The organism is Rhodovulum viride (genome assembly GCF_003265965.1).
Lineage (GTDB): Bacteria > Pseudomonadota > Alphaproteobacteria > Rhodobacterales > Rhodobacteraceae > Rhodovulum > Rhodovulum kholense.
In genome coordinates this window covers 26,309-52,410 of the sequence record NZ_MUAV01000018.1, presented here as the reverse complement: position 1 = coordinate 52,410, position 26,102 = coordinate 26,309, and the positions used below count along the sequence as shown (strand labels likewise).

At 66.9% G+C, this 26,102-nt stretch carries 27 protein-coding genes and 1 pseudogene; 9 read left to right on the top strand and 19 right to left on the bottom strand.

The genetic code is table 11. From position 1 onward, the window contains the following. The first annotated feature begins 12 nt into the window (after positions 1-12). From BYZ73_RS14895 to BYZ73_RS14885, 3 genes are all read left to right on the top strand, one after another. A complete protein-coding gene (locus BYZ73_RS14895; RefSeq protein ID WP_108028366.1) occupies positions 13-1,362 on the top strand; it encodes a S41 family peptidase in 1,350 nt (449 codons plus the stop codon). Between the two features lie 44 nt (positions 1,363-1,406). Continuing rightward, a complete protein-coding gene (locus BYZ73_RS14890; RefSeq protein ID WP_112316553.1) occupies positions 1,407-1,910 on the top strand; it encodes an RNA pyrophosphohydrolase in 504 nt (167 codons plus the stop codon). Positions 1,911-2,097: 187 nt separating this feature from the next. Continuing rightward, a complete protein-coding gene (locus BYZ73_RS14885; protein ID WP_112316552.1) occupies positions 2,098-2,358 on the top strand; it encodes a YjhX family toxin in 261 nt (86 codons plus the stop codon). Between the two features lie 21 nt (positions 2,359-2,379). Here BYZ73_RS14885 and BYZ73_RS14880 read toward each other — a convergent pair whose 3' ends face one another. From BYZ73_RS14880 to BYZ73_RS14840, 9 genes and pseudogenes are all read right to left on the bottom strand, one after another. After that, positions 2,380-2,835 carry an acyl-CoA thioesterase gene (locus tag BYZ73_RS14880; protein ID WP_112316551.1) on the bottom strand — a complete coding sequence of 152 codons (456 nt, stop codon included), beginning with the start codon at positions 2,833-2,835 and terminating at the stop codon, positions 2,380-2,382. A gap of 14 nt (positions 2,836-2,849) precedes the next feature. Beyond that, positions 2,850-3,599, bottom strand: coding sequence for an SDR family oxidoreductase (locus BYZ73_RS14875; protein WP_108028370.1), 750 nt, complete (start codon positions 3,597-3,599; stop codon positions 2,850-2,852). Between the two features lie 27 nt (positions 3,600-3,626). After that, positions 3,627-5,091: pseudogene (locus BYZ73_RS14870) on the bottom strand (aldehyde dehydrogenase family protein). 13 nt (positions 5,092-5,104) lie between these two features. Then, positions 5,105-5,779: an ABC transporter ATP-binding protein gene (locus BYZ73_RS14865; RefSeq protein WP_112316550.1), complete on the bottom strand. Its 675-nt coding sequence runs from the start codon at positions 5,777-5,779 to the stop codon at positions 5,105-5,107. Then, a complete protein-coding gene (locus BYZ73_RS14860) occupies positions 5,779-6,528 on the bottom strand; it encodes an ABC transporter ATP-binding protein (protein WP_112316549.1) in 750 nt (249 codons plus the stop codon). The genes BYZ73_RS14865 and BYZ73_RS14860 overlap by 1 nt, the downstream gene beginning before the upstream one ends. Further along, on the bottom strand, positions 6,525-7,526 hold the full coding sequence (locus tag BYZ73_RS14855; RefSeq protein ID WP_245943167.1) for a branched-chain amino acid ABC transporter permease: 1,002 nt from the start codon (positions 7,524-7,526) through the stop codon (positions 6,525-6,527). The genes BYZ73_RS14860 and BYZ73_RS14855 overlap by 4 nt, the downstream gene beginning before the upstream one ends. A 12-nt stretch (positions 7,527-7,538) precedes the next feature. After that, the gene (locus tag BYZ73_RS14850) at positions 7,539-8,444 is read right to left on the bottom strand and encodes a branched-chain amino acid ABC transporter permease (protein ID WP_112316548.1); all 906 of its coding nucleotides are present in this window, start codon (positions 8,442-8,444) and stop codon (positions 7,539-7,541) included. Positions 8,445-8,503: 59 nt separating this feature from the next. Continuing rightward, entirely contained in the window at positions 8,504-9,790 is a 1,287-nt protein-coding gene (locus BYZ73_RS14845; protein WP_112316547.1) for an ABC transporter substrate-binding protein, read from the bottom strand. Positions 9,791-9,818: 28 nt separating this feature from the next. Next, the gene (locus BYZ73_RS14840) at positions 9,819-10,643 is read right to left on the bottom strand and encodes a cyclase family protein (protein WP_220086844.1); all 825 of its coding nucleotides are present in this window, start codon (positions 10,641-10,643) and stop codon (positions 9,819-9,821) included. Between the two features lie 331 nt (positions 10,644-10,974). Between BYZ73_RS14840 and BYZ73_RS14835 the strand changes: the two genes are divergently transcribed. Together BYZ73_RS14835 and BYZ73_RS14830 are read left to right on the top strand one after the other, a co-directional pair. Next, on the top strand, positions 10,975-12,099 hold the full coding sequence (locus BYZ73_RS14835) for a zinc-binding dehydrogenase (RefSeq protein WP_112316545.1): 1,125 nt from the start codon (positions 10,975-10,977) through the stop codon (positions 12,097-12,099). A gap of 32 nt (positions 12,100-12,131) precedes the next feature. After that, complete coding sequence (locus tag BYZ73_RS14830; RefSeq protein ID WP_112316544.1) at positions 12,132-13,058, top strand: LysR family transcriptional regulator; 927 nt, start codon at positions 12,132-12,134, stop codon at positions 13,056-13,058. A gap of 7 nt (positions 13,059-13,065) precedes the next feature. Here the strand turns inward: BYZ73_RS14830 and BYZ73_RS14825 are convergent, their stop codons facing one another. From BYZ73_RS14825 to dapA, 6 genes are all read right to left on the bottom strand, one after another. Next, positions 13,066-14,586, bottom strand: a complete 1,521-nt coding sequence (locus BYZ73_RS14825) for an AMP-binding protein (protein WP_112316543.1) — start codon at positions 14,584-14,586, stop codon at positions 13,066-13,068. Further along, positions 14,583-14,999 (bottom strand): DUF3830 family protein, encoded by a 417-nt coding sequence (locus BYZ73_RS14820; protein WP_112316542.1) that lies wholly within the window; start codon positions 14,997-14,999, stop codon positions 14,583-14,585. The genes BYZ73_RS14825 and BYZ73_RS14820 overlap by 4 nt, the downstream gene beginning before the upstream one ends. 11 nt (positions 15,000-15,010) lie before the next feature. Further along, positions 15,011-16,297, bottom strand: coding sequence for a TRAP transporter large permease (locus BYZ73_RS14815; RefSeq protein WP_112316541.1), 1,287 nt, complete (start codon positions 16,295-16,297; stop codon positions 15,011-15,013). After that, on the bottom strand, positions 16,297-16,812 hold the full coding sequence (locus tag BYZ73_RS14810) for a TRAP transporter small permease (RefSeq protein ID WP_108028382.1): 516 nt from the start codon (positions 16,810-16,812) through the stop codon (positions 16,297-16,299). Before BYZ73_RS14810 ends, BYZ73_RS14815 begins: the two co-directional genes overlap by 1 nt. An 82-nt stretch (positions 16,813-16,894) precedes the next feature. Further along, positions 16,895-17,869, bottom strand: coding sequence for a TRAP transporter substrate-binding protein (locus BYZ73_RS14805; RefSeq protein WP_112316540.1), 975 nt, complete (start codon positions 17,867-17,869; stop codon positions 16,895-16,897). Between the two features lie 61 nt (positions 17,870-17,930). Beyond that, positions 17,931-18,812, bottom strand: coding sequence for a 4-hydroxy-tetrahydrodipicolinate synthase (gene dapA / locus BYZ73_RS14800; protein WP_112316539.1), 882 nt, complete (start codon positions 18,810-18,812; stop codon positions 17,931-17,933). A 124-nt stretch (positions 18,813-18,936) separates the two neighbouring features. Here dapA and BYZ73_RS14795 point away from each other — a divergent pair, with 124 nt between their 5' ends. The 4 genes from BYZ73_RS14795 to BYZ73_RS14780 all read left to right on the top strand — a co-directional run bounded on the left by BYZ73_RS14795 (position 18,937) and on the right by BYZ73_RS14780 (position 21,653). Further along, complete coding sequence (locus BYZ73_RS14795) at positions 18,937-19,302, top strand: tautomerase family protein (RefSeq protein WP_112316538.1); 366 nt, start codon at positions 18,937-18,939, stop codon at positions 19,300-19,302. A gap of 67 nt (positions 19,303-19,369) precedes the next feature. Next, a complete protein-coding gene (locus BYZ73_RS14790; RefSeq protein WP_112316537.1) occupies positions 19,370-20,512 on the top strand; it encodes an acyl-CoA dehydrogenase family protein in 1,143 nt (380 codons plus the stop codon). After that, positions 20,509-20,952, top strand: a complete 444-nt coding sequence (locus BYZ73_RS14785) for a MaoC family dehydratase (protein WP_108028387.1) — start codon at positions 20,509-20,511, stop codon at positions 20,950-20,952. Before BYZ73_RS14790 ends, BYZ73_RS14785 begins: the two co-directional genes overlap by 4 nt. 2 nt (positions 20,953-20,954) lie before the next feature. Next, complete coding sequence (locus BYZ73_RS14780; RefSeq protein WP_108028388.1) at positions 20,955-21,653, top strand: GntR family transcriptional regulator; 699 nt, start codon at positions 20,955-20,957, stop codon at positions 21,651-21,653. A gap of 66 nt (positions 21,654-21,719) precedes the next feature. Here BYZ73_RS14780 and hydA read toward each other — a convergent pair whose 3' ends face one another. The 4 genes from hydA to BYZ73_RS14760 form a co-directional block, all read right to left on the bottom strand. After that, positions 21,720-23,132, bottom strand: coding sequence for a dihydropyrimidinase (gene hydA / locus BYZ73_RS14775; protein ID WP_112316536.1), 1,413 nt, complete (start codon positions 23,130-23,132; stop codon positions 21,720-21,722). Between the two features lie 79 nt (positions 23,133-23,211). Further along, entirely contained in the window at positions 23,212-24,177 is a 966-nt protein-coding gene (locus BYZ73_RS14770; protein ID WP_112316535.1) for a TRAP transporter substrate-binding protein, read from the bottom strand. Between the two features lie 41 nt (positions 24,178-24,218). Next, positions 24,219-25,499 (bottom strand): TRAP transporter large permease, encoded by a 1,281-nt coding sequence (locus BYZ73_RS14765; protein ID WP_112316534.1) that lies wholly within the window; start codon positions 25,497-25,499, stop codon positions 24,219-24,221. Continuing rightward, entirely contained in the window at positions 25,496-26,053 is a 558-nt protein-coding gene (locus BYZ73_RS14760) for a TRAP transporter small permease (protein ID WP_245943166.1), read from the bottom strand. Before BYZ73_RS14760 ends, BYZ73_RS14765 begins: the two co-directional genes overlap by 4 nt. Between the last annotated feature and the right edge of the window lie 49 nt (positions 26,054-26,102).

The following is a 26,102-nucleotide window of genomic DNA, read 5'->3' as shown; positions in this document are numbered from 1 at the left end:
TTGAGGACGTCGATGAAGAAATTCGTGGTTGCCGCATTGGGCGGTGTGGTCGCCGGAACGCTCGTCGCCACCCAGGTGGCCGGGCCGCTTCTGGCCGATGAGGCCAAGTCGAACAGCTCGGTCTACGAACAGCTCGATCTCTTCGGGGACGTCTTCGAACGGATCCGGTCGCAATATGTCGAGGAGGTCGACTCGACCAAGCTGATCGAGGCCGCGATCAACGGCATGCTGACCTCGCTCGATCCGCATTCGAGCTATCTGCCGCCGAAGGACTTCGACGACATGCAGGTTCAGACCCGCGGCGAATTCGGCGGGCTCGGGATCGAGGTCACCCAGGAAGACGGGTTCGTCAAGGTTGTCTCGCCGATCGACGGCACCCCGGCCGACGAGGCCGGCATCGAGTCGGGCGACTTCATCACCCATGTGAACGGCGAAAGCGTGCTGGGCCTGACGCTTGACGACGCGGTCGAGATGATGCGCGGCCCGGTCGGAAGCGAGATCGTCATCACCGTCGTGCGCAAGGGCGTCGACGAGCCCTTCGACGTCACCATCACCCGCGACACGATCAAGCTGACCGCGGTGCGCTCGCGGGTCGAGGGCAGCACGGTCGTGCTGCGCGTCACCACCTTCAACGACCAGACCTATGCCAATCTCGAGGAAGAGTGGAACAAGTCGGTCGAGGAACTGGGCGGCATCGAGAACGTGACCGGCGTGGTGCTCGATCTGCGCAACAACCCCGGCGGGCTTCTGCCGCAGGCGATCAAGGTGTCGGATGCGTTCCTCGACGCCGGAGAGATCGTCTCGACCCGGGGCCGCAATCCGCAGGACAGCGACCGCTACAACGCGACCAAGGGCGACCTGACCGGCGGTCTGCCGATGGTCGTGCTGATCAATGGCGGGTCGGCCTCGGCCTCGGAAATCGTGGCGGGCGCGCTGAAGGACCATCGCCGCGCCATCGTGGTCGGTACCCGCAGCTTCGGCAAGGGGTCGGTCCAGACGGTGATGCCGCTGAAGGGCGAGGGCGCGATGCGGCTGACGACGGCGCGCTACTACACGCCCTCGGGCCGCTCGATCCAGGCGCTGGGCGTCGCGCCCGACATCGTGGTCGAACAGCCGCCGCGTCCGCCGGTGACGGAGGAAACCGAGGATCAGCCCGCCAGTGCCGCGGCGCGGACCCGGTCCGAGGCCGATCTGCGCGGGGCGCTCGACAATGACAGCATGACCGAGGACGAGCGCAAGCAGGCCGAGGAAGAGCTGGCCAAGGCCGAAGCCGCCGCCAAGCTGCGCGAAGAGGATTACCAGCTGGCCTATGCGGTCGACATCCTCAAGGGCCTGTCGGCGCTCGACCCCGAGCACAAGTGACACGAAAGGAGGGGGCCGGGTCGCACCGGCCCCGAAGGCACGACATGAGTCCCGAAGAGATCGAGAAACTTCCCTATCGCCGCGGCGTCGGCGCGATGCTGGTCAATGGCGCGGGCAAGGTCTTTGTCGGCCAGCGCAAGGACTGGGCCGAGCCCGCCTGGCAGATGCCGCAGGGCGGGATCGACAAGGGCGAAGAACCCGAAGAGGCGCTGTTGCGCGAGCTTTGGGAAGAGACCGGGGTGACCGCCGATCTGGTCGAGATCCTCGCCCGGACCGCCGACTGGGTGGATTACGACCTGCCGCCCGAATTGCTGGGCCGGGTCTGGAAGGGCAAGTATCGCGGACAGAAACAGCTTTGGTATCTGCTGCGCTACAAGGGCCGCGACGATCAGGTGAACATCGAGACCGAGCATCCCGAGTTTTCGGCCTGGACCTGGCTCGACCCCGACGCGCTTGTCGATCACATCGTGCCGTTCAAGCGGACGCTGTACGAACAGGTGGTGGGCGAGCTGGCGCCGCGCATTCCGTCGCAGGCGGGGGCCGTCTGACCCCTTTCCCTTGACCGGGGCGCGGCGCGCGCCCAAGTTGGCCCCGACCGTCCGCGTCCCGTGGGCGAGCGGAGCCTTGATGCTGGAGCTTGTGTAAGGACGCCCTCTGATCGTCGGAGGGCTTGAGATCGACCCGGAGGGCCAGGAGCCCTCGCGGGCCTTTCGTTTGACTTGCACAGGAACTTCCATGAACATCTCGAAACGCGAACAGCGCGTGCTGCACGTGCTGGCTCAGGGTGGGCGCATCGTCCATGACCGCCCCGAGGCGGGCGGCAAGATCGTGGCCATCACCTGCTTTACCCGCGACGGGCTGGTCCTGTCGGATTGCGACCTCGACGTTTTCGGCCGGCTGCGCCGCCGGTGCCTGATCGAGTCGCGCAATGGCGGCCCCTATCGCATCTCGCATCGCGGGCGGCTGAGCGTCCGGGCCCAGCCCGACAACCGCTAGACCGGGTCCGGGCCGACGGGGTCAGTGCCCTGCCGGCCCGGGCCGCACCAGGGTTTCAAGCGCCGCGCGCAAAGGCGCCGCCAGCGGGCTGGGGCGCCTCGTGGCGGCATCGACATAGACATGCACGAAGACGCCCTCGGCCGCGGCGGTATCCTCGTCATTGCGAAACAGCGCGATTTCGTAGCGAACCGAGCTGCGGCCCAGATGCGCGACCCGGATCCCCGCCGTCACCCGGTCGGGAAAGGCCATTTCGGCATGGTAGCGGCAGCCGGTTTCGACCACGAGCCCGATCTGGGCGCCGCCCCGGATATCAAGCACGCCAGCCTCGATCAGCCAGCCGTTCACTGCTGTGTCGAACAGCGCGTAATGCACGACGTTGTTCATGTGGCCATAGATGTCGTTGTCTTCCCAGCGCGTCGTCAGGCTGCGGAAGGCCGCGAAATCGGCGCGGCGGGCGGGGGGCAGTCGGTCGGCCATGGGGCGCGGTCCTTTCAGATCGTGCGGCCGCCATCGACCTCGAGGATCACCCCGGTAATGAAATCGGCCTCGTCCGATCCGAGATAAAGCGCTGCATTGGCGACGTCACGCGGTTGGGACAACCGCCCCAGCGGGATCGTTGCGATGAAGCGTTCGCGGTTTTCGGGGGTGTCGGGCACGCCCATGAACTGTTCCAGAAGGCCGGTCACGCCCATCACCGGGGCGATGCCGTTGACCCGTACGCGGTCTGGCGCCAGCTCGACCGCCAGCGAGCGGGTCATCAGGTTCACCGCGCCTTTCGAGGAATTGTACCAGGTCAGCCCGGGCCGGGGCCGGATGCCCGCAGTCGAGCCGACATTCAGCATCACGCCTCCGCCCTGCGCGCGCCAGATCGGCACGCAAACCTTGGTCATGTGAAAGATCGACAGCACGTTGATGTCGTAGATCTTGCGGAAAGTGGCCTCATCGGTCTCCATCAGCGGCTGGTTGCGGTTGGTCCAGCCCGCGTTGTTGACGACGATGTCGAGCCGCCCGAACGCCTCCTGCGTGGTGGCGACAGCGGCCGCGACCTCGTCGCCCTTCGAGACATCGCAGCCGATGGCCAGGGCGTTCTCGCCCAGCTCGCTGGCCACCGCCTTGGCGCGGTCGCGGTCGATGTCGACCACCGCCACCCGGGCGCCCTCGCGGATATAGGTCTCGGCGATGCCCCGCCCGAAGCCCGAGGCCGCCCCCGTCACCAGTGTCGCCTTGCCGTCCAGTCTCATTCAGATCTCTCCGTTCCTAGATTGGCCTCAGCCATGGGTCGTCACGATGGTCTTGAGGGTGGTGAAGTCATGCAGGGCGGCAAAGCCCTTCTCGCGGCCATGCCCGGATTTGCGCCGCCCGCCGAAGGGGAGTTCCACCCCGCCGCCCGCGCCATAGCCGTTGACGAAGACCTTGCCGCAGCGCATCGCCTTGGCCACCCGCTGCTGGCGCGCGCCGTCGCGGGTCCAGACCGAGGCGACAAGCCCGTAATCGGTGCCGTTCGCGATGGCGATGGCCTCTGCCTCGTCCTCGAAGGGGATCACGCAAAGGACGGGGCCGAACACCTCTTCCTGCGCGATCCGCGAGCCCGGGTCGCAGGGGCCGAAGACCGCGGGCGCGACGTAGAAGCCGTGTTCGGGGGTCCCGGCCCGGATGCGGCCCAGGGCGATCAGCGGTGCCCCGGCATTGGCGATATAGGCCTCGACGCGGGCTTTCTGCCGGGCCGAGATCAGCGGGCCCAGCACCGCCTCCTCGCCCGAGTCGGACGCCTCGATCGCCTCGAACCGGGCCTTGAGCCCGGCCACGACCGTGTCGAACACGCCCCGCTGCACCAGCACGCGGCTGCCAGCCGAACAGGTCTGGCCGCCATTCTGGATCACCGCATTGACGAGGACCGGCAACGCGGCGTCGAGATCGGCATCGTCGAACACGATCTGCGGGGACTTTCCGCCAACTTCCAGCGTGCAGCCGATGAAGTTGCGCGCGGCCTCGGTCTGGATCAGCACGCCCACCTCGGGCGAGCCGGTGAACGAGATGAAGTCGATGTCCGGGTGGCGCGACAGGGCCGCGCCCGCGGTTTCGCCGCGCCCCGTGACGATGTTCAGCGCGCCCGGCGGAAAGCCCACCTCGACCGCCAGCGCCCCGATCCGGAGCGCGGTCAGGCAGGCCTCTTCTGCGGGTTTCAGCACCGCGGCATTGCCGGTCGCAAGCGCCGGCGCCACGGACCGGCCGAACATCTGCGCGGGATAGTTCCACAGAATGATATGGCCGGTCACGCCATGCGGTTCGCGATGCAGTTCGACATTGTGGCCCTTGAGAAAGGGGATGATCTCGCCATGCAGCTTGTCGGCCGCGCCGCCGTAATATTCGAAATAGCGCGCGGTCACCGCCATGTCGGCGCGGGCCTGGCGGATCGGCTTTCCATTGTCGCGGCTTTCGAGCCGGGCCAGCGCCTCGGCCTCGTCCTCGATCCGGCGGGCGAGGCGCAGCAGAAGGCGCCCGCGCTCGCCCGCGCTCGGCCGCGCTCAGGCGGGACCAGTCGCCGCCTTCGAAGGCGACGCGGGCGGCGGCGACGGCGGCGTCGACATCGTCGGGGCCGCTATCGGCGATCCGGGCGAAGGGCTGGCCGTCGATCGGCGAGATCACCTCCATCGTGGCGCCCGAGGCGGCGGGCTGCCAGACATTGCCGATCAGGTTGGCGGGCTCGGGCAGGGGCAGGTCGGTCTGGTTCATGGCGGCCTCTCGGTCAGGCGGGAATGGCATGGGGGCCGGGCGCGGCGACCTCGCCGCGTTCGATCACCAGCGTGCGGTCGGCAAAGCCGCGCAGCAGCGCGGGGTTCGATTCGGTGATCAGCAGCGTCACCGTCCGGTCGGCATCGCGCAGCGCGCGCAGCGCGTCGGCGTAGCGCAGGGCCAGCGCCGGGGCGAGGCCCTGGAAGGGTTCGTCCAGCATCACCAGCCGGGTGCCCAGCATCAGCGCCCGGCCCAGCGCCACCATCTTGCCCTGACCGCCCGAGACATTGCCCGCGGGCCGGTCGGCCATTTCTTTCAGCTCGGGCAGGATCGAATGGACGCGATCAAGCCTGCGCTGCGTCTCGGCCCGGTCGAGCCGGGCGTTCTGGGCGGGCAGCAGAAGGTTTTCCCCGACCGTGAAGGCCGAGAACAGCCGCCGATCCTCGGGTGCGTAGCCGATGCCGAGCCCCGGGCGGCGCGCGGGATGCATCGGCCCCAGCGGATGGCCGTCGAGCAGGATCTCGCCGGTCACGTCGGTAAAGCCCATGACCGACCGCAAAAGCGTCGTCTTGCCAGCCCCGTTGCGCCCGATCAGCGCCACGGTCTCGGCCTCGCCGATCCTGAAATTCAGCCCGCGCAGGATCGGGATCTTGCCAATGGCGGCATCGACATCGCGAAATTCCAGCATCAGACGGCCTCCCCGATGACGTCGCGGATCACGTCGGGATGGTCGAGGATCTCGCGCGGGGTGCCGCGCAGCTGCACATTGCCCGCGTTCCAGACCGCGACCTCTTCGGCATGACGTTCGACGATGCCCATGTCATGTTCGACGAAGACCGAGGTCACCTTGCGCTCGGCCAGCGCCTCGACCAGGATCTCCATGATCCGGTGCTTTTCCGACGAGGCGACGCCCGAGGTCGGCTCGTCCATCAGCAGAAGCCGCGGCCGCAGCGCCAGCGCCACGGCGATGTCGACCAGCTTGCGCTGGCCCTCGGGCAGTTCGACCACCGGGCGATGCGCGGCATCGGCGCATTTCACCATTTCCAGCAGATGCATCATCTCGTCCCGTTCGGGGATGCGGTGCAGGTCCATGAACGGGTTGCGCAGCCGGTCGCGGGCTGCGACCGCGATCAACAGGTTTTCCAGCGCGGTATGTTCGGTGAAAAGCTGGGGGATCTGGAAGGCACGGGCGACGCCCTTCCGCACGATGGCACGCGGCGGCAGGGGGGTGACGTCCTCGCCCTCGAAGAGGACCTGGCCGGAGCTTGGCTTGATCCAGCCGGTGCAGATGTTCAGGAAGGTGGTCTTGCCCGCGCCGTTCGGCCCGATGATGGCGAGGTTGCGCCCCGCCGTGATGGTCAGCGACACGTCATTGGCCGCGATCACGCCGCCGAAGCGGATCACGAGGTTGCGGGTTTCCAGCAGCGGTGCGGTCATTTGCGCGCCTCCCCGCGATGTGCCGGCGTCTCGATCATGCCGATCACGCCGCGCGGCGCGAAGAGGATGATGACCAGAAGGAAGCCGCCCAGCAGCATCTGCCAGACATCGCCCGCATAGGCCGAGGCATAGGTGCGGACCAGTTCGTAGATCAGCGCGCCGACAAAGGCGCCGCGCACCGACCCGGCCCCGCCCAGAACGGCGATGAAGACCATCTCGCCCGAGCGGATCCACCAGGCGTATTCGGGCGTGACGACGCCCTGCGTCACCCCCATCAAGGCGCCGCCGATCCCGCAGAGCGCGGCCGACACGAGATACCCCCATAACAGCGCCCGGCGCGGCGAGACGCCCAGATATTCCAGCCGGGTCTCGTTGGTCTTGAGGGTCTGGAAGATCTGGCCCGCGGGCGAGGCGAGCCAGCGGATCGTGGCCCAGCCCAGGACCAGCACCAGCACGAGCGTGAGGTAGAACAGCACCAGCTCGAAGCTTGCGCGGTCGAGCGTCATGCCCAGCACGGTCGGGCGCGGCAGGCGGATGCCGTCGGCGCCCCCGGTGATGTGGTAGAACTTCTCGAGGAAAGACCAGAAGATCATCGAAAAGGCGAGGTTCAGCATGCCGAAGAAGATGCCGCGATAGCGCACCACGAAGAGCCCGACGCAAAGCCCCGCGGCGACGGCGCCGAGCAGACCCGCCAGCAGCACAAGGGCCAGATCGGCGCCAGGCAGGGCGGTCATCAGGAAGGCCCCGGCATAGGCGGCGACGGCGAAGTAAAGCGCATGGCCGAAGGACACCTGGCCGGCGCGCAGCAATACGCTGACCCCGGCCACGGCCAGCCCCTTGGCGAGCGCCAGATTGACCAGAAGCTGCAGTCCCGGCGCCCCAAGCGGCACCAGCGCCAAGAGCCCGAGTCCCGCCAGCGGCAGCACGGTTCCGGCCATCGACAGCCCCCTTCCGGGGCCGGTCGGGCGGGCCTGGCCCAGCTCTGTCGCATGGGTCATTGCTGGAACTCCTCAGATCTTGCGGGCGGACGGGCTGCCGAAAAGGCCCTGCGGCCGCACCGACAGCACCGCGACCATGATCGCGTAGGGCACGAGCGTCGCCGCCTCGGGCCAGACATAGACGGCGAAGGACCGCCCGAGCCCGATCATCAGCGCGGTCAGCGCCGCGCCCTCGATCTGGCCAAGCCCGGCGGTCGCGACCACGGCGAAGGACAGCACGATCATGTCGGCGCCCATCCCCGGCAGGATCGAGGTGGTGGGCGAGGCCAGCGCGCCGCCCAGCCCGGCCAGCGCCGCGCCGACGATGAAGGTGAACAGGAAGACCTTGTCGGCGTCGATCCCGATCGACTGCGCCGCCTCGCGGTCCTCGGTGGTGGCGAGGATCAGCTTGCCGATGATGGTATGGCGCAGGAAAAACCGCATTCCCAGCAGCAGCGCGGCGGCAACCGCGGGCAGCAGGATCAACTGATAGACGGTATAGGTGACGCCCAGCACGGTGACATTGCCCAGCGCCTGCAGGGCCGTCGCCTCGAAATAGGGCCGCGTGCCCCAGACCAGCCGCTGGACGTCCTCGAGGATCATGAAGACCGCGAAGGTGACCAGCAGCTGCAGAACCTCGGGCTTGTCGTAGATCCGGCGCAGCAAGAGCCATTCGATGGGCCCGCCCAAAAGCAGCCCGACCAGCACCGCCGAGACCAGCATCAGCGGAAAGGCGAGGATCGGCGCCAGCCCCAAGGCCAGCGCCCAGCCCGACAGCGACACGGTGGCATAGGCGCCGATGGCGTAAAGCGAGCCATGCGCGATGTTCAGGATGCGCATCACCCCGAAGATCAGGGTCAGCCCCAGCGCCACGATGAAGACGAGCGCGGCATAGGCAATGCCGTCGAATAGCGCGAGAAGGAAAAGCGTTGGCGTCATGTCGGGTTCCGGTTGGGCAAATGCCGGGCGGACGGGGGCGTCCGTCCGGCCGTCCGGGCTCAGTCGGCGTAGGTGGCGACGTTGACCTGATCGAGGAAGCTCGCATCGAGCCCGGCCACCCAGTCGACCGAGACCTCGCCCACCGGCGCGGTGATGTCGGCGCCGTCGAAGATCATGATGTTCTCGAGCGTCGCGAAGGGGTGGTCCCCGGTCTGCACGCTGGTCGCCATCAGCTGTGCCTCGATCCCCTGGTGATCCTCGCGGATCGTCACCGGGCGGCCGAGCCCCTGGAATTCGAGCCCGGCCATGGCGGCCAGCACCTGATCCTCGTCGGGCCAGTCGCCGCCATTGGCCGCGATCGCCTTCTCGTAGACCGCCTGCAGTGCGGCGAAGGCCTGCGCGGTGTGGAACACCGGATAGACCGAAATCTCGCCGGTCTTTTCCTCATAGCGCGCCATGAAGTCCTTGAAGGCATCATCGTCGCGGCGTTCGGGATGCCGGAAATAGTGATCGCCGCGCGCCCCCACGATATGGCCCGAGGGCAGGCTTGATCCCAGCCGTTCCAGCGAGGATTCGGCCAGCGGCAGCACGAAGGTCGAGCTGTTCATCAGCCCGCGCTGGGCGGCCTGCTGCACGAAGGTGTCGAGATCGCCGCCCCAGTTGGTCGACAGGATCACATCGGGCCGAAGCGCCTGCAGCCGCGAAATCTCGGTCGAGAAGTCGGGCGAGCCGAATTTCGGGAAGAACTCGCCCACCACCTTGACGTCGGGCTTCATCGCCATCAGCGCGGTGCGGAAGATGTCCCAGCTGTCGCGGCCCCAGGCATAGTCCTGGTTGACGACGGCGATGGTCTTGAAATCGGGATGGGTCTTCAGCAGGTAGATCACCGCGGCCAGCATTTCCGGCGTGGCGTTGGCCTGGGTGCGGAAGACGTATTTGTAGCTGTGTTCCTCGAAGATCTTCTGGGTGCCGCAATCCCACATGAAGTTGATGACCTTCAGGTCCTCGGCCAGCGGCGCCAGGGTCTGGCAGTTGCCCGAGGAAATCGCCGCGAACATCACGTCGGCGCCGCCCGATTCCGCAAGCCGGCGGTATTCCGAGGTCAGCGTCTCGGCACCCGCGCCCTCGTCGATGAAGCTGACCTCGACCGGCACACCGCCGATCCCGCCCTGGGCGTTGATCGTCTCGACGAGGATCTCGGCCGCGTTCTTCGCGGGGACGCCAAAGACCGAGGCGGGCCCGGTCATGAAAGTGGTCATGCCAACCTTCAGCGACGCCGGTTTGTCGGCGGCCATGGCGGTCAGCGGCATCGCGGCGCAAAGCGCCATCAGCAGCCAGGTCTTCATCCGGTTTTCCTCCCTGTTTTCCGGTGCTCTAGCGGATCGCGATGGGGTTGATGATCATCTGTACCGCCCCTTTGATCCGGGCCTGTCCCATCACGAACAGAAACTCGTGCACCCCGTCCCGGGCCAGCGCCCGGGTGTCCATGTTTTCAAGGATGTAGATGCCATGCTGCGGCTGCAGGATCTGGTGGGCACGGAACGCCATCCCCTCTTCCTCGGCCGGTACCACTTCCATGCCCCAGGTATCGGCGCCGACCGCCATCACCCCGAGCCCGGCCAGATATTCGGCGCCGCTGACGCCAAGCCCGGGCTCGGCCGCGCCAAACCGTTTCGGGTCGGGCGATGCGCCGTCCAGCAGGTTCATCCAGTTCGAATTGAAAAGCACGACATCGCCCTCGCGGATCTCGATGCCCTGCGCCTCGGCCGCGGCCTTCACGTCGTCGGCGGTATAGGCGGTGCCTTCCGCGACCATGTCGGTGCCGAAATGCGCGGCCATGTCCAGCATCACGCCGCGCCCGACCAGCCCCGGCAGCTTTTCCAGCCCCAGTTCGGTCAGGCCCGAGGCCTTGGCGAAATCGGGCACGGTGCGGCCGCCGTAATAGGTGTGGTCGATCCCGGCATGACCAAGCCCGTCGATCTGCGGGCCGATCCCGAGCCAGCCCATGAAGATGTCGTCGTTATAGGTGAATCGGTTCTCGCCCAGCCCATGGGTTTCGGTCTGGTTGGGTTGCAGCACCGTCACCGACAGGCTGCGCGGCGGAAAGGCGGGGGTGTCGGACCCGACGATCATCCCGAGGCTGTAGACCTTTCCCTCGGTCACCAGCCCCGTGGCCTCGCGCACCCGTTCGGGCGTCATCAGGTTGGCCGCGCCCAGTTCGTCCTCGGGGCCCCAGGGCGTCGCGGCCCAGTCGGGCGTGGTGTCGTCGGCAAGGGCGGCGCTTCCCGCCGCCAGCGCAGCGCAGAAGGACGCGGCACGAAGTGTCGCCTAGCAGTTCATCTCTTCCTCCCCAAGAGTGAAACTGCGCCGAGCCTAGGAGAGGGTCATCGCGCTGACCAATAGCTTGCCGCGCTTTCCGTTATAGATTTTGCCTATGGCCCAGTTAATATCGCTTTGCGTGTCGGGCCGGGGAGATAGGCTCGGCATGGGAGACGGCCGGATCAACCGGCGGACCAGGGAGGAGCTTTCCATGAAGATCACGGCTGCCGTGCTGGAGCGCGGCGGGATAGAGAAGGATTTCGAGGCGGCAGAGGCGCTTGCGGTGCGCCAGCTCGATCTGGACGCGCCCGGTCCTGGCGAGGTGCTGATCCGGGTCGCGGCGGCCGGGGTCTGCCATTCGGACCTGTCGGTGATCAACGGCACCCGGCCGCGCCCGGTGCCGATGGTGCTGGGCCACGAGGCGTCGGGCCATGTCGAGGCGGTGGGCGACGGTGTCACCGATCTGGCGCCCGGCGATCATGTCGTCTGCATCTTCGCGCCCGGCTGCGGCAGCTGTACCCCCTGCGCCGAGGGGCGCCCGGCGCTTTGCACCCGCGCGGCCAGGCATCACGGGGTGGGCGAGCTGATGACCGGGCATCGGCGGCTGTCGATGGACGGGCGGCCGGTACATCACCATGTGGGCGTTTCGGCCTTCGCCACCCATGCGGTGCTGGCGCGGCCCTCGCTGGTGAAGGTCGAGGCCGATATCCCGCCGCACATCTCGGCGCTGTTTTCCTGCGCGATGCTGACCGGTGCGGGGGCGGTCTTCAACACCGCCCGCGTCATGCCCGGCAGCAAGGTCGCGGTGGTGGGCCTGGGCGGGGTCGGGCTGTCTGCGATCCTTGGCGCGGCGGCGGCGGGCGCAGGCGAGATCGTCGCTATCGACCCGTTCCCGGCCAAGCGCGAGGCGGCGCTGGCGATGGGCGCGACCCATGCGGTTGCGGCCGATGACGATACGGTTGCGGCCGTGCGCGATCTGACGGGGGGCGGTGTCGACGTGGCGCTGGAACTGGCCGGTTCGGTCCGGGCGCTGGAAACCGCCTATGACGTCACCTGCCGGGGCGGCACCACCGTCACCGCGGGCCTGCCCCATCCCGACGCGCGGATGTCGCTGAACGCGCTGAAGCTGGTGGCCGAGGAACGGTCGCTGAAGGGCAGCTATATCGGGTCCTGCGTACCGCAGCGCGACCTGCCGAGGATGTTCGCGCTGCATGCCTTGGGGCGGCTGCCGGTCGAGAAGATGCTGACCCACCGGCTGAAGCTCGACCAGATCAACCTGGCGATGGACCAACTCGACCGGGGCATAGCGATCCGGCAGGTGATCGAGTTCGACTGACCGGCGCCGCCGCCGCGCAAGGAGCGAGAGCCTTGGACATCCGGCAACTGCGCTATTTCCTGGCGATCTCCGAGGCGCGGTCGATCTCGGCGGCGTCGCAGGCCGCCGGCGTGGCCCAGCCCTCGCTGTCGCAGCATATCCGGCGGATGGAGGACGAGCTGGGCGTGCAGCTGGTCGAACGCTCGCCCCGCGGCACGATCCTGACCGAAGAGGGGCGGGTGCTGGCCGAGCATGCGCGGCACATCTGCGACAGCGTCGACCGCTGCGTCGCCGACATGCACGAGCTGAACGGCGTCCTGCGCGGCCGGGTCAGTTTCGGGATGCCGCCCTCGGTCTCTATGGTGATGTCGGTGCCGCTGGCCGAAACCGTGCGCCACGACATGCCTGAGGTGCGGCTGAGGACGGTCGAGGCCATGAGCGGCTATATCAAGACCTGGGTGCAGGACGGCACGGTGGATATCGGCTTTCTCTATGACCTCGAGGGGGTCGAGCATTTCCGCCGCACCCATGTGCTGCAGGAGGATCTGTACTTCCACTCCTCGCCCGATGCCTGGCCGCTCGACACGCCGGCGGGCACGCCGGTGCCGCTGCGCGCGCTGGAGCGGCTCGACATGGTGCTGACCTCGAACGGGCTGCGCCATCTGATCGAGAAGTACTGCGCGGCCAACCGGGTGACGCTGAACGTGGTGGTCGAGATGGATGCGATGACCCAGATCAAGGAGCTGGTGGCGCGGGGGTCGGGTTATACCATCCTCGCGCCCGCCGCGGCGCAGGATTTCGTGGCCCGGGGCGAATTGCTGCGTGCGCCCATCGTCGAGCCGCGCATGACGCGGCCGGTCTATCTGGTGACCAACCCGGCCCGGGCGATAACCCGGGCCTGTCGCGCGGTGGAGCAACTGACGCTGGATGTCTCGCGCGAGCTGGTGCGGCGCGGCATCTGGGAGGGGCGGACGATCTGAGGTCCGGTCAGGCGTCCGGCTTGGGGGCCGCGCTCAGGTCGCGCGGTTCCAGAGCGGCGCGCAGCGCCTTGCGGCGGATCTTGCCGAAGCCGTCGCGGGGCAGGGTCAGGCGCAGCTCGAAGCGCTTCGGTACCTCGGCGGGCGCCAGATGCGCGGCGCAGAAATCGTGCAGCTCGGCCGGATCGGGGGTCGTGCCGGCGGCGGGCACGATGCATGCCACCACGCGCTGGCCCCAGTCGCGGTCCGAGACGCCCACCACCACCGCGTCGGCCACTTGCGGATGGCGCAGCAATTCGGCCTCGACCACCTCGGGATGGACCTTGACCCCGCCGGTATTGATCACGTCATCCGACCGACCCGCGAGATAAAGATAGCCCTCGTCATCAAGCCAGCCCATATCGCCGATGCTTTGAAACCCGTCCTCGTCGCGGCGGGGCTGGGGCGCGTCGGGGCCCAGATAGCGGCTGCGGCCGGAAAGGTCCTCGGGTCGCATGAAGATCTCGCCGCGTTCGCGCGGACCCAGCCGCGCGCCCTCCAGCCCGTAGATCCGGATCTCGGTCTCGAAACCGCGCCCGACCGACCCCTTGCGCTTGAGCCATTCGGCGCCGGTGATGACGGTCTGGCCGGTATTCTCGCCCGAGCCATACATCTCGAAGACGCGGTCAGGTCCCAGCCGCTCGATCCAGGCGGCCTTGAGCCAGGCCGGGCAGGGGGCGCCGGTGTGATAGAAGGCATGCAGGCTGTCGAGGCGCGCGCCGGTGGCGTCGAGCCGGTCGAGCATCCGCACCATCATCGTCGGCACCACCATCGCGAAGCCGACTTGAAAGCGGTCGATCGCCAGAAGCGCCCGGTCGGCGTCGAACTTTTCCATCAGGATCAGTCGGTTGCCCTCGAAAAGCCCGTTCTGCGCCCAGGTCTGCGGCGCGTTATGCGAAAGCGCCCCCGCGACCAGCTGCACCTGATCGGCGCGGAAGCCCAGCGCGGGCGCGATCTTGCCCCAGCTGGCGCCGGGCACCCGGGTATAGGGCCGGTCGTCGGCCATCATCTTGGGCAGCCCGGTCGAGCCGCCCGAAAGCACGATCTTGCCCGGGCGCGAGACCGCATCGGCGAGTCGCGCGGCAGGGGCGAAGGTGGCCAGCCGTTCCAGCGTGGCGCGGTCCAGATCGCCGGTGCCCGGGGTCTCGGCGATCCAGATCCGGGCGCCGATCCGGGCCTTCAGCGCGGCGGCAAGCTCGGGGGCCAGATGCGGGTCGGCGACCAGGGTCGTCGCCCCCAGCCGCCAGACCGCCAGCGATGTGGCCAGATGGGTGGGCGTATTGCCCAGCCCGATTCCGACCACATCGCCCTGAGCGACCCCGCGTGCCGCCAGCACATGGGCGATGCGGTCGACGGCGACGTCAAGCGCGTCCCAGCCAATCGCCTCTTCCTGCCCGTCGGCGGCCAGAAACCGGACGGCCTCGGCGGGCCCGCGCGTGCGCGCGAGCTGGCGCAGGCGTGCGCCGAAGGTGATGGGCTGGGGGTTTGTCACGCGTCGATCTCTTCGAACAGGATGTCCTGGGCGCCCTCATACAACACCTTGGGCCCGAGGTCCGCCAGTTTGTCGGTATTCGAGGTCAGGGTGATGAAATGGTTGCCCGCAAGCTGGCCGAGCTTCGAGGCGAAATGCACGCCGCCATAGGCCAGCAGGATCTCGGTCTCGCTGATCCCGCCGGGATAGAGGATGATCTGGCCCGGCGCCGGGTAGCTGGTGTGGTTCTCGTAGCCGAGGCCGAAATCGGTCTCGCCCAGCGGGATCCAGACACCCTCGCCCGACCAGCGGACATGCACGACCTGGCCCTTGAAGGGCAATTTCGCGCGGAAGGCCGCGACGGTCTTCGGCGCGGCATCCTCGAAACGGGCGTCGAATTCGATCCCGGCGATGGTGACCTTGAGTTTCGTCATGGGACAGTCCTTCAGTCGATGAGGCCGGCAAGGCGCGGCAGGAAAAGCGGAAGATCGGGGACCAGCGTCACCGCGACCAGCACGGCAAAGAGCCCGGCCAGCGGCAGCGCGAGTTTCTTCGCCACCGACAGCACCGGCCGCCCGGCCACGCTGGAGGCCACGAAGAGCGAGACGCCATAGGGCGGCGTCACCGTGCCGATGGCGCAGTTGAGGATGATCAGCAGCGAGAAGTGGATCGGGTCCACCCCCATCTGGGCTGCGATGGGCGACAGCACCGGCACGATGATCAGGATCGCGGCGATGGTCTCGAGGAACATGCCGACGAAGAGGAACAGCAGGTTCGCGATCAACAGGAACATCAGCGTCGAGGAGGACACGCTGGCGATCCAGTTGCCGAGAAGCTGGGGCACGTTCGCGTTGGCGATCAGCCAGGAAAAGACGCTGGCGGTGCCGATGATCAGCATCACGGCGGCCGACAGCGACACGGTCCTCAGGATCAGGTCGGGCAGGCGCTTGAGGTCGAGATCGCGGTAGAGGAAGGCGCCGATCAAAAGCCCGTAGAAGCCCGAGACGGCCGCGGCCTCGGTCGGCGTGAAGACGCCGCCCAGAATGCCGCCGAGGATCAGCACCGGCATGCCTGCTGCAGGCAGCGCGGCCCAGCCGGTGCGGGCCAGCCGGGCGAAGGTGAAGGGCTCGGTCTCGCGATAGGCGGGGCCGCCCGTCCGGGCATGGAAATAGGCGATGACCATCAGGATCGCGATGCACATCAGCCCCGGCACCACGCCCGACAGGAACAGCGCCCCGATCGAGACATTCGACACGACGGCGAGGATCACCATGGTCAGGCTGGGCGGGATCACCTGGGCGATGGACCCGGCCGAGGCGATGATCGCGGCGCCGAAATCGACGTCATAGCCGCGGCGGCGCAGCTGCGGCTGCATGATTGCCGAAATCGCGGCGGTGTCGGCCGAGCCCGAGCCCGAGATCGCGGCCAGCCCGGCGGCAGCCAGGCACGAAACCTGCAGCAGGCTGCCGACCACCCAGCCGATGACGGCCGAGGCGAATTCGACGATCCGGCGCGAGATGCCGCCCGCATCCATGATCACGCCCGCGAAGACGAAGAACGGGATCGACATCAGCGTGAAGGTGTTCAGCCCGGCAAAGACTCTCTGGCTGACGATGGCGACAGGGACGTCGGTCGTGGTGACCAGCGCGATCACCGCCGAGGCGCCCAGCACGAAAACCACCGGCACACCGGCTAGCAGCAGGAAGACGAAGGCAACGGCAATCACCAGCATCAGATCGCCTCCTCTTCATGATCGAGGCTGGGCGGCGGGAACGGGTCGTTCCAGCGCAGGATCACCGACAGCAGCAGTTCCAGCGCGATATAGGCCGCGCCCACCGGCAGGCAGAGATACATCCAGGCCATCGGCATCTGCAGCGAAGGCGAGGTCTGGAATGCGCCCATCCGCAGGAGCGGCTGGCTGCCCCAGGCGAGAACGGCAAGGAAGGCGGCAGAGACCAGAGCGATGAAGATCAGAGCGGCCCGCGCCCAGGGCAGCGAGAACTGCGCGGGCACCATGTCGATGGCCACATGCTGGCCGCGCGCCATGGCGACGCCCGCCCCCAGCAGCACCAGCCAGATCTGGCAGAAGGTCGCGATCTCGGAGGCCTGGGCGATGGAGTAGTTGAATACGTAGCGCCCGGCGACCTGCACCAGCACGGCGGCCATCATTACGGAGAACAGCACGATCACCACGCCCGAAACCAGCCGGCGCAAGAGAAGCAGGACTTTTTCGATCAGCGTCAGCATGGCGGGCCTCCGTTGGCGGTCATGGAAATACGAAAGTCCCGGCCGCGGCGTGTCCGCAGCCGGGAGGCCAGGATGTGCCGGGTTATTCGACCGATTGCAGAAGCTCGAACAGCTCTTTCTGCGCGTCCGTCGTGACATACTGGGCCTGGATCGGTGCGGCGGCGGCGCGGAAGGTGGCGTCGTCGGGATGGGTGATGGTCACGCCCGCCGCCTCGAGATCCTTGATGCGTGCGATGTCGCTTTCGCGATAGGTCTGGCGCTGGAACTGGCCCGCCTCCTTGCCAGCCTCGTCCAGCGCGGTCTGCACGTCGGCGGGCAGCGCCTGATAGGCGGCCTCTCCCATGATCACCGGCGCCACAAGTTCGAGCCAGCCGATCATCGCCCAGTCCGGCGACACCTCGTAGAATTTCTTGGCGTAGTAATTGGTGTTGGCGGCCTCGGCCCCGTCGACCACGCCGGTCTCGAGCGCGCCGTAAAGCTCGGTATAGGCCAGCGGCGTCGGGTTGGCGCCGAAGGCCTTGAAGGTGTCCACATGGGCCGGGTTCTGCATGGTGCGGATCTTCAGGCCCGCCAGGTCGTCCATGGTCTCGATCGGCGTCTTGGTCATGATGTGACGGGTCCCGGCCGAGAAGAAGCTGATCAGGTGAAAGCCCTTCTCGCCCAGGATCTCCTGCGCCTTGGCGATCACCGCCGGGTCGCTCAGGGCGCGGTCCATCTGCTCGGCATCCTTGAACAGGAATGGCAGGCTGAACACGGTCAGGTCGGGCACGAAGTTCGCCAGCGTCTCGTTCGAGGTCACGGCGATGCCGACGGTGCCCATCTGGGTGCCCTGGATGCTTTCCATCTCATCGCCGAGCTGGGCATTGTCGAAGACCTGGATGGTGGCTTTGCCACCGGTCTTGTCTTCGAGGATCTCGGCCATCTTGCGCATGCCGACGCCATAAGGCTCTTCGGCATTGGCGTTATGGCTGGCCTTCAGGGTGATCTCCTGCGCGAAGGCGGGCAGCGCGACCGAGGCGCCAAGCGCGAGGCAAAGGGCAAGGTTCGTCAGTTTCATCAGGCGTTTCCTTTGGTTGTCTCTCTGTTGGGGCGAAGGTCCGCGACCGGACCGGGGGCGTTCAGGCTGTCGCCAGCAGCCCGAGATCGTCGAGAATGCGGCGCAACTCGTCCTGCCGGGCCTGGGGCAGCGGCAGCCGGGGCGGGCGCGGGTCGCCCATCGGGCGGCCGATCATCCGCATCGCGGCCTTGGTGGCCGACACGTACAGATCGCCCGCCAGCGCGTTGATCAGCGGCAGGCATTTCACGTAGATCTCGCGGCCCTTCGCTTCATCGCCGTCCCGCGTTTCGGTGAACATTTCGGCCGAGAGGCGCGGCGAGATATTGGCCATGACCGAACTGTAGCCCTCGGCCCCGCAGCGGTAGCTTTCCCAAGGGTAATAGCCCGCGAACACCGTCAGCCGGTCGCCGCATTGCTCGATCAGTTCGGTCACCCGGTGCACGTTCTTCGAGGTGTCCTTGATGGCGACGATATTGTCGATCTCGGACAGCCGCGCGACCAGAGGCGCGGTCAGGTCGACATTGGCGGTGAAGGGGTTGTTGTACAGCATCACCGGGATCGAGATCGCCTCGGCCACGCGGCGGAAATGGGTGAACAGCTCGTCCTCGGTCGGCGACGAATAGTAGGGCGGGACCAGCATCACCCCGTCCGCGCCAAGGCGTTCGGCGTCCTGCGACAGGCGGATCGCCTCGTCGGTCCATTCGGCGGCGGTGCCGATCAGAACCGGCACCCGGCCCGCGGCCTGGCCGATCACGGCTTCTGCGACCTGCCCCCGTTCCTCGCGGGTCAGCGACAGGAATTCGCCGGTCGAGCCCAGCGGCACCAGCCCGTGCGACCCTTCGGCGATCTGCCAGTCGGTATAGGCGCGCATGGCGGCAAGATCGACCGCGCCGGCCTCGTCGAAGGCGGTGACGCAGACTGTGTAGCTTCCTCTGAAACTCATTCCGATTCCTGTTCGCATTATCGATCTCAAAGCGTTGTTTGCAGATTTTATCTGATCATGTATCCGGTCAATAACCGGGTCCGGCCATGGGGCCGCCTCGCCCGGGTCCGACAGGAGATCCCCCATGCCTTTCATCGAAGTCTTCGACCGTGGCGCCAGTGAGCAAACACGGGTACTTGCGACATCCTCCATGACCGATGGTCTCTGCACGGCCTTCGGAATCAAGCCGGAAATCGTGACCGTCTATTATTTTTCGGTCCCCGAAAATTCCTACGGACATGCCGGAAAATATGGCGAAAACGCTGAAGTATTCCGCATTTTTGTGAAAGTTCATGCCTTCCCGAGGCCCCAGGACGCCAAGGCGGCGGCGGCCCGCGCCCTGACCGACGGTCTTTGCGCGGCCTATGGCGCGCAACCGAAAGAGGTGATCGTCTACTTCTTCGACCGCACTCCGGAAGATGCCTTCCATGCGGGCATCGCCTCGGCTTGACCGGGGCGCAGGAACCGGAAATGCTTGTGATCAGATTTGAAAGAATATCCGCTACTGGAGATCATCCGTGGATCAGTTTTACACCGAGGACCAGCGCATGGTCCGCGACACCGCGCGCAAGCTCAGCGATCAGGTGATCGCGCCTGCCGCCGCCGCCATCGACCGGGACGACGTCTTCCCCCGCGCCGTCTATGAAACCCTTGCCGAACAGGGGCTTTTCGGCGTTGCCCTGCCCGAGGAGGCAGGCGGCGTCGGGATGGATGCGATGGCCGCCTGCATCGTCATGGAGGAAATCGCGCGCGGCTCGGGCGCGGTCGGCAATGCCTTCGCGATCCCGGTCGAGGCGGCGCTGTTCCTGAACCACCACGGCGGCAAAGAGACCCGGAAATGGATCCCCGGCATCCTCGAGGGCAAGGTGATTCCCGCCACCGCGGTCACCGAACCGGACTGCGGATCGGACGTCGCCGCGATGAAGACCACCGCCCGGCGCGACGGTGACGACTACGTGATCAAGGGCACCAAGGCCTGGGTCACCTTCGGCGAGGTCGCCGACGTGATCATGGTCTTTGCCAAGACCGATCCCGAGGCCGGGCATCGCGGCATCAGCTGCATCCTGGTCGAAACCGACCGGCCCGGCGTCCATCGCGGCAAGTCCGAGACGCTTCTGGGCATGCATGGCCTTGCCGAATGCATGATCAGTTTCGACGAGGTGCGGGTGCCTGCCACCAACCTCATCGGGCCCGAGCACGGCGCCTTCAAGATGGCGATGGAGAATTTCAACTTCTCGCGGCTGATGATGTCCTCGATGGCGCTGGGCATGGCCCAGGCCGCGATGGAGGATGCCGTCGCCTATGCCCATGACCGGCGCCAGTTCGGCAAGCCGATCTTCGATTTCCAGGCGATCCAGTTCATGATCGCCGACATGTCGAAGGACATCGCCGCCGCGCGCTTGCTGATCCACCATGCGGCGAAGCTTTACGACGCGGGCCATCCCATCGCGCTGGAAGCCGCGCAGGCCAAGCTGTTCACCACCGACATGGCGCAGGTGCATATCTCGAACGCGCTGCAGATCCATGGCGGCAACGGCTATTCGCGCGAGTTCCGCATCGAGCGGCTGTTCCGCGACGTGCGTCTCAGCCAGATTTACGAGGGCACCAACCAGATCCAGCGCATGATCATCGCCCGCCAGGTGCAGAAGGCCTACGCATGAGCCTTTATTTCGAAGACGTCGAGGTCGGGGCGCGGTTCACCACCGCGTCCCATGTGATCACCGAAGCCGACATCGCCGATTTCTGTCGGCTGACCCGCGACCATCATCCCCTGCATACCGACGAGGCCTATGCCAAACGGGCCGGGTTCGACGGCATCATCGCGCACGGGCTTTACGGGCTGGCGCTGATGGAGGGGCTGAAGACCGAGCTGAAGCTGTACGAGGACAGCTCGATTGCCTCGCTCGGCTGGAACCATGTGCGCTTCGTCCATCCGATGGGCGCGGGCGACGAGATGCATGTGGAAATGGAGTTCACCGCCAAGCGCGAAAGCCGGACCCGGCCCGCGGGCGTGATCACCGAGACCGTGTGGCTGCTGTTTCCCGACCGCTCGCCCGCGATCTCGGCCGAACATGTCTCGTTGATCCAGAAGCGCGACTGACTATGGTTGCGCCCAGCCCGGCCCCGCGCAAGGACAGCAAACTGGAACCCGCCGCCAATTCCGTCGACCAGGCCACCCGCCAGATCCGCGAGGCGATCCTTGCGGGCCGTTTCGCGCCGGGCGAACGGCTGAAGGTGGCCGAACTGGCGGCCGATCTGGGCTTCTCGACCATGCCGCTGCGCGAGGCGCTGAGAAAGCTCGAGGGCGAGGGGCTGGTCGAGATCGAGCCCAATCGCGGCGCGACGGTCCGCAGGCTCGACCGCGCCTATATCTCGGACCTGTTCGAGCTGAACACCGAGCTTCGGATCTTTGCGCTGCGGCGGGGCATGCGGACCCTGACGCTGGAACGGTTGAAAGAGCTGGAGGCGCTGGCCGAAGCCTATGCCGCGCATCTGGCGGCGGGCGAAGAGGTGGCGGCGCTGGAAACGAACCGCCGCTTCAATGCGCGGCTGGTCGAGTTCGGCGGCAATGCCGAGGCGCACCGGATGTTCCTGCGCGGCTGGGAGCTGATCTTCGCCTTCCGGCGCGGCTATGGCTACGGGCCGGGGCGGCAGGCGGTTCTGGCCGAGGAAATGGCGCTGATGGTCGAGGCGCTCAGGCGTCACGACCTGCCCGCCGCCGAGGCGATCCTGCGGATGCAGAACGCGGCGATGATGGAAGACCTCGCCGCGCGGGTCGATCCCGAGGGCAGCCGGACCTGAACGCCGCCGGGGAAGGCAAAAGGGCCGGGGGGCAGGGGGCTGCCCTCCGGCCGTTTCATGTCCGGCTCAGCCGGGGAAGGCCTCGCCGCTGATCTTGCGGGGCAGGTACTGGCCATCGGCGGGGGTGCCGGTCACCTCGCCATCGGCGGCAACCGTCTTGCCGCGCAGGATCGTCCGCACGGGCCAGCCCGTCACCGCCATCCCCTCGTAGGGGGTGTAGTCGCAGCCGTGATGCATCTTGGCCTGGGTGATCGTGGTTTCGACCTTCGGGTCCCAGAGCGCGATATCGGCATCCGCGCCGATGGCGATGGTGCCCTTCTTCGGATAAAGCCCGTAAAGCTTGGCCGGATTGGTGGCGGTCAGCGCCACGAAACGTTCGGCCGAGATCCGGCCCTTCGACACGCCCTCGGAAAACAGCACGGGCAGCCGTGCGGCGACGCCCGGAATGCCGTTCGGCACCCATTTGAACGAGGTCCGCGCGCCCTTCACGTCCTTGCCGGCCGGGTCTTCATAGCGGAAGGGGCAGTGGTCGGACGAGAAAATGTCGAAGGTGCCGTCCCGCAGCCCTTCCCAGATCGCGTCCTGACTGTCGGTGTCGCGCGGCGGCGGCGAACAGACATATTTGGCGCCCGAGAAGTCCATGTTCAGGCCCTTCAGGTCGTCGCGCGTCAGGGCGATATATTGCGGGCAGGTTTCCGCGAAGACCTTGCGGCCGCGCCGCTTCGCCCACTGGATCTGTTCCATCGGCTCGCGGCCCGAGACATGGACGATGACGATCGGCACATCGGTAAGTTCGGCATGGCTGATGGCGCGGTGGGTGGCCTCGCGCTCGGCCACGGCGGAATGCGATATCGCGTGGTAATAGGGCGCGGTCTTGCCCGCCTCTTCCAGCTTGCGGGTCATGAACTTGATCGCGTCATGGCCCTCGGCATGGACCATCACCAGCGCCTGTTCGCGGTGGGCGGTGTCGAAGACCTCGAGCAGTTCGGCATCGTTCAGGATCAGGTCGTCATAGGTCATGAAGACCTTGAAGGACGTATAGCCGTCCTTGATCAGCGCGGGCAGTTCCTGGCCCAGCACCTGGGGCGTCGGGTCGGTGATGATCAGATGGAAGGACACATCCACATGGCACTTGCCCTCGGCCGAGGCGTGATAGGCCTGCACCGCCTCGCGCAGGGTCTGGCCCTTCTGCTGCAGCGCGAACGGCAGGACCGTGGTGTTGCCGCCCGCGGCGGCCGACCGGGTGCCGGTCTCGAAATCGTCGGCCATGACCACGCCGCCGCCCTGGGGCTGGGCCAGATGGACATGGGCGTCGATCCCGCCGGGCATCGCCCAGAGACCGGTCGCGTCGATCTCTTCGGCGGCCGCGCCGACTTTTTCGGCGATCTCGACGATGCGGCCGTCGCGGATGCCGATATCGGCGACATAGCGGTCGGCGGCGGTGACGATCTGGGCGTTTCTGATGGCTAGATCAAGCATGATTGGGGTCGGCTTTCATTTCTGAACGGAAACCGCGGCCCTTGCTTGGGGCCGCGGCCTTGGACCTTGCGGGCCGGGTTTATTCGGCGGTCAGCGCCTCGAAAAGCTTCTTCTGGCCGGGGGTCGTCAGTTCGCTTTCGTAAAGCGGCAGCGACGCCTTGCGGAACGGTTCGACATCGGGCCGGGTGATGGTCACGCCCTCGGCCTTGAAGCTGTCGATCAGCGGCTGTTCCTGATCCTCGACATATTGCCGTTCCCACCGGGCGGCTTCCTGGCCCGCTTCCATCAGCGCGGTCTGGATGTTTTCCGGCAGCGCGTCATAGGCGGCCTTCTGCATCACCACCGGGGCGGTCATGTTCAGCCAGCCGACCAGCGCGAAATCGGGCGCGACCTCGTAGAACTTCATGCCGTCATAGCCGGTCGAGGCGGCCTCGGCCCCGTCCACGACGCCCGATTGCAGCGCGCCGTACAGTTCCGAATAGGCCATCGGCGTCGGGTTGGCGCCATAGGCGCGCCAGGCCTCGACATGGACCGGGTTCTGCATGGTGCGGATCTTCAGCCCCTTGACGTCGTCGATGGTCTCGACCGGTTTCGAGGTCATCAGGTGGCGGATGCCTGACGAGAACACGCCAATCAGCTGGAAGCCAGACCCGTTGGCGCTGTCTTCCATCAGGTCCCAGTTGGCATCGACCTTCTCGCCCAGGGCCGAGATCGACGGGAAGAGGAAGGGCATGTCGAAGACGCGGAAATCCTCGATATAGTTCGACAGGAGCGAGTTCGAGGTCATCGACATGTCGAGCGAGCCCAGCATCACGCCCTCGATCAGCTGCGCCTCGTCGCCCAGCTGGCCGCCGGGGTAGATTTCCAGCGTGGCGGCGCCGTCGGTCTTTTCTTCCAGAAGCTCGCGCATCTTCTGCAGGCCCTTGTCCTGCACCTCGTCGGCGGCGTTGGTATGGGCCACCTTGAAGGTGTAGTCGGCCGCCAGGGCGGGCGCGGCCGTCAATGCGGCGAGAACCGCGAGGGAGGACAGGACTCTGTTGGACATCCGGAGGGTTCCTTTTCTTGGTTAAAGAGCGAACGGCCCGGTCATTTCATGATGACCGACGGCAGCCAGAGAGAGACGGCCGGAACGAAGGTGACCAGCACCAGCGCCACCAGCATGCACAGGAACGGCAGCCAGATCCGGCGCGAGACCTGCTCGATCCGGCGCCCGGCCACCGACGAGGCGACATAGAGGCAGATCCCGTAGGGCGGCGTGATCAGGCCAATGGACAGGTTCAGCGCGGTGATGATGCCGAATTGCACCGGGTCGATGCCATAGCTTCGGGCGATGGGCAGCAGCACCGGCAGCAGGATCAGCACCGCCGAGATGCTTTCCATGAACATGCCGACGACCAGCAGCAGCAGGTTGACGATCAGCAGGAAGGCGATCGGGTTCTCGGTGATCCCGGTCAGCCAGGCGCTCAGCATCGCCGGAAAGCCCTGGGTGGCGATGATCCAGGTGAAGACCGAAGCCGTCGAGATGATGATCAGGACCGTCGCCGACAGGCTGATCGCCTTCAGCAGGATCCGCGGCAGGTCGCGCGGTTTGAGTTCCCTGTAGATGAACATGGTCACGACCAGTGTGGTGAACAGCGCCACGCAGGCGGCCTCGGTCGCGGTGAAGACGCCGCCGACGATGCCGCCGATGATGACCACCGGCACCAGGAGGCCCGGCGCCGCGTCGAGGAAGGTGCGGCCGAGGCGCTGAAACGTGAAGGCCTCGCCGTCGCGATAGGCCGGGCCTCCCCGGCGGGCGAACAGCCAGGCGCCCAGCATCAACCCGGCCATGACGATCAGCCCCGGGACGATGCCGCCCAGGAACATCGCGCCGATGGACTGGTTGGCGGTCACGGCGATCACGATCATCACGATCGAGGGCGGGATGATCGAGGCCAGCGAACCCGAGGCGGCGATGATCGCCGCCGCCAGGTCGATGTCGTAGCGGCGCTTTTTCATCTCGGGCACCATCACCGCGCTGATCGCGGCGGTATCGGCCGAGCCCGAGCCCGAGATCGCCGCGAGCCCGGTGCCGGTGACGACCGAGACCATGTAAAGACTGCCGGTGATCCAGCCCACCAGCGCGCCCGCGAGCGCGACGAAGCGCCGGGCGATGCCGCCGGCCTCCATCAGTAGCCCCGAGGCCACGAAGAACGGAATGGCCATCAGCGTGAACGAACTGATCCCGCCATAGACGCGCTGGGCGACGATCGAGATCGGGGCGGTCGTGGTCAGCTCGATCGCGACCAGAGCCGCGATCCCGAGCGCCAGCACGATCGGGATGCCCGAAACCAACAGCAGCAGAAATCCTCCGACGGCCCAGATCATATGCCGGTCTCCTCGGCGTTCCGGGCGCCGGGGCGCAGGATGCGCGGAATGCTGGACAGGGCGAATTCGAGAAGGAAATAGCCAAAGCCCACGGGCAGCGCCGAATAGGGAATGGCCAGCGGGATCCGCAGGGCCGGAGACTTGACCATCATGCCGATGGCGACCATCGACAGCGATCCGACGACCACGACGCCGAGAAACCAGGCCCCAAGCGCGAAGGCGGCAATGTTGAAGACCCGCTGGACCGCCAGAGGTGCCTTCAGGATCAGGACATCGACGCCGACATGCTGGTTGTGGCGCATCGCGATGCCCGCTCCCAGCAGCGCCAGCCAGATCTGCGCGAAGGTCGCGGTCTCTTCGCTCCAGGCGATGGAATAATTGAAGACATAGCGCCCGACGATCTGGATCAGGACGGCCAGCGCCATGTAGGCCAGAAGCAGGATGGCGGCCCCGTCCACCGCTCTGCGGAGCGTCCAGAGCATCATCGACAGGCCTTTCCAGACCGCGCTCGAAGCAACTCGCGACACGTCATGCTCTGCCGAGCGGTCTGACACCGGTGCACCTCCTATCCATCGATCCGGGCGGACGATCCCGCCGCGCGTC

Bases quoted from the DNA above. Each gene is read 5' to 3' on its own strand.
- BYZ73_RS14810 (WP_108028382.1), bottom strand. From the start codon at position 16,812: ATGCTGACGCTGATCGAAAAAGTCCTGCTTCTCTTGCGCCGGCTGGTT.
- BYZ73_RS14845 (WP_112316547.1), bottom strand. From the start codon at position 9,790: ATGAAGACCTGGCTGCTGATGGCGCTTTGCGCCGCGATGCCGCTGACC.
- BYZ73_RS14855 (WP_245943167.1), bottom strand. From the start codon at position 7,526: ATGACCCATGCGACAGAGCTGGGCCAGGCCCGCCCGACCGGCCCCGGA.
- BYZ73_RS14835 (WP_112316545.1), top strand. From the start codon at position 10,975: ATGAAGATCACGGCTGCCGTGCTGGAGCGCGGCGGGATAGAGAAGGAT.
- BYZ73_RS14820 (WP_112316542.1), bottom strand. From the start codon at position 14,999: ATGACGAAACTCAAGGTCACCATCGCCGGGATCGAATTCGACGCCCGT.
- BYZ73_RS14795 (WP_112316538.1), top strand. From the start codon at position 18,937: ATGCCTTTCATCGAAGTCTTCGACCGTGGCGCCAGTGAGCAAACACGG.
- BYZ73_RS14785 (WP_108028387.1), top strand. From the start codon at position 20,509: ATGAGCCTTTATTTCGAAGACGTCGAGGTCGGGGCGCGGTTCACCACC.
- BYZ73_RS14850 (WP_112316548.1), bottom strand. From the start codon at position 8,444: ATGACGCCAACGCTTTTCCTTCTCGCGCTATTCGACGGCATTGCCTAT.
- BYZ73_RS14770 (WP_112316535.1), bottom strand. From the start codon at position 24,177: ATGTCCAACAGAGTCCTGTCCTCCCTCGCGGTTCTCGCCGCATTGACG.
- BYZ73_RS14885 (WP_112316552.1), top strand. From the start codon at position 2,098: ATGAACATCTCGAAACGCGAACAGCGCGTGCTGCACGTGCTGGCTCAG.
- dapA (WP_112316539.1), bottom strand. From the start codon at position 18,812: ATGAGTTTCAGAGGAAGCTACACAGTCTGCGTCACCGCCTTCGACGAG.
- BYZ73_RS14815 (WP_112316541.1), bottom strand. From the start codon at position 16,297: ATGCTGGTGATTGCCGTTGCCTTCGTCTTCCTGCTGCTAGCCGGTGTG.
- hydA (WP_112316536.1), bottom strand. From the start codon at position 23,132: ATGCTTGATCTAGCCATCAGAAACGCCCAGATCGTCACCGCCGCCGAC.
- BYZ73_RS14890 (WP_112316553.1), top strand. From the start codon at position 1,407: ATGAGTCCCGAAGAGATCGAGAAACTTCCCTATCGCCGCGGCGTCGGC.
- BYZ73_RS14780 (WP_108028388.1), top strand. From the start codon at position 20,955: ATGGTTGCGCCCAGCCCGGCCCCGCGCAAGGACAGCAAACTGGAACCC.
- BYZ73_RS14865 (WP_112316550.1), bottom strand. From the start codon at position 5,779: ATGCTGGAATTTCGCGATGTCGATGCCGCCATTGGCAAGATCCCGATC.
- BYZ73_RS14765 (WP_112316534.1), bottom strand. From the start codon at position 25,499: ATGATCTGGGCCGTCGGAGGATTTCTGCTGCTGTTGGTTTCGGGCATC.
- BYZ73_RS14895 (WP_108028366.1), top strand. From the start codon at position 13: ATGAAGAAATTCGTGGTTGCCGCATTGGGCGGTGTGGTCGCCGGAACG.
- BYZ73_RS14860 (WP_112316549.1), bottom strand. From the start codon at position 6,528: ATGACCGCACCGCTGCTGGAAACCCGCAACCTCGTGATCCGCTTCGGC.
- BYZ73_RS14805 (WP_112316540.1), bottom strand. From the start codon at position 17,869: ATGAAACTGACGAACCTTGCCCTTTGCCTCGCGCTTGGCGCCTCGGTC.
- BYZ73_RS14875 (WP_108028370.1), bottom strand. From the start codon at position 3,599: ATGAGACTGGACGGCAAGGCGACACTGGTGACGGGGGCGGCCTCGGGC.
- BYZ73_RS14880 (WP_112316551.1), bottom strand. From the start codon at position 2,835: ATGGCCGACCGACTGCCCCCCGCCCGCCGCGCCGATTTCGCGGCCTTC.
- BYZ73_RS14840 (WP_220086844.1), bottom strand. From the start codon at position 10,643: ATGACGCCCGAACGGGTGCGCGAGGCCACGGGGCTGGTGACCGAGGGA.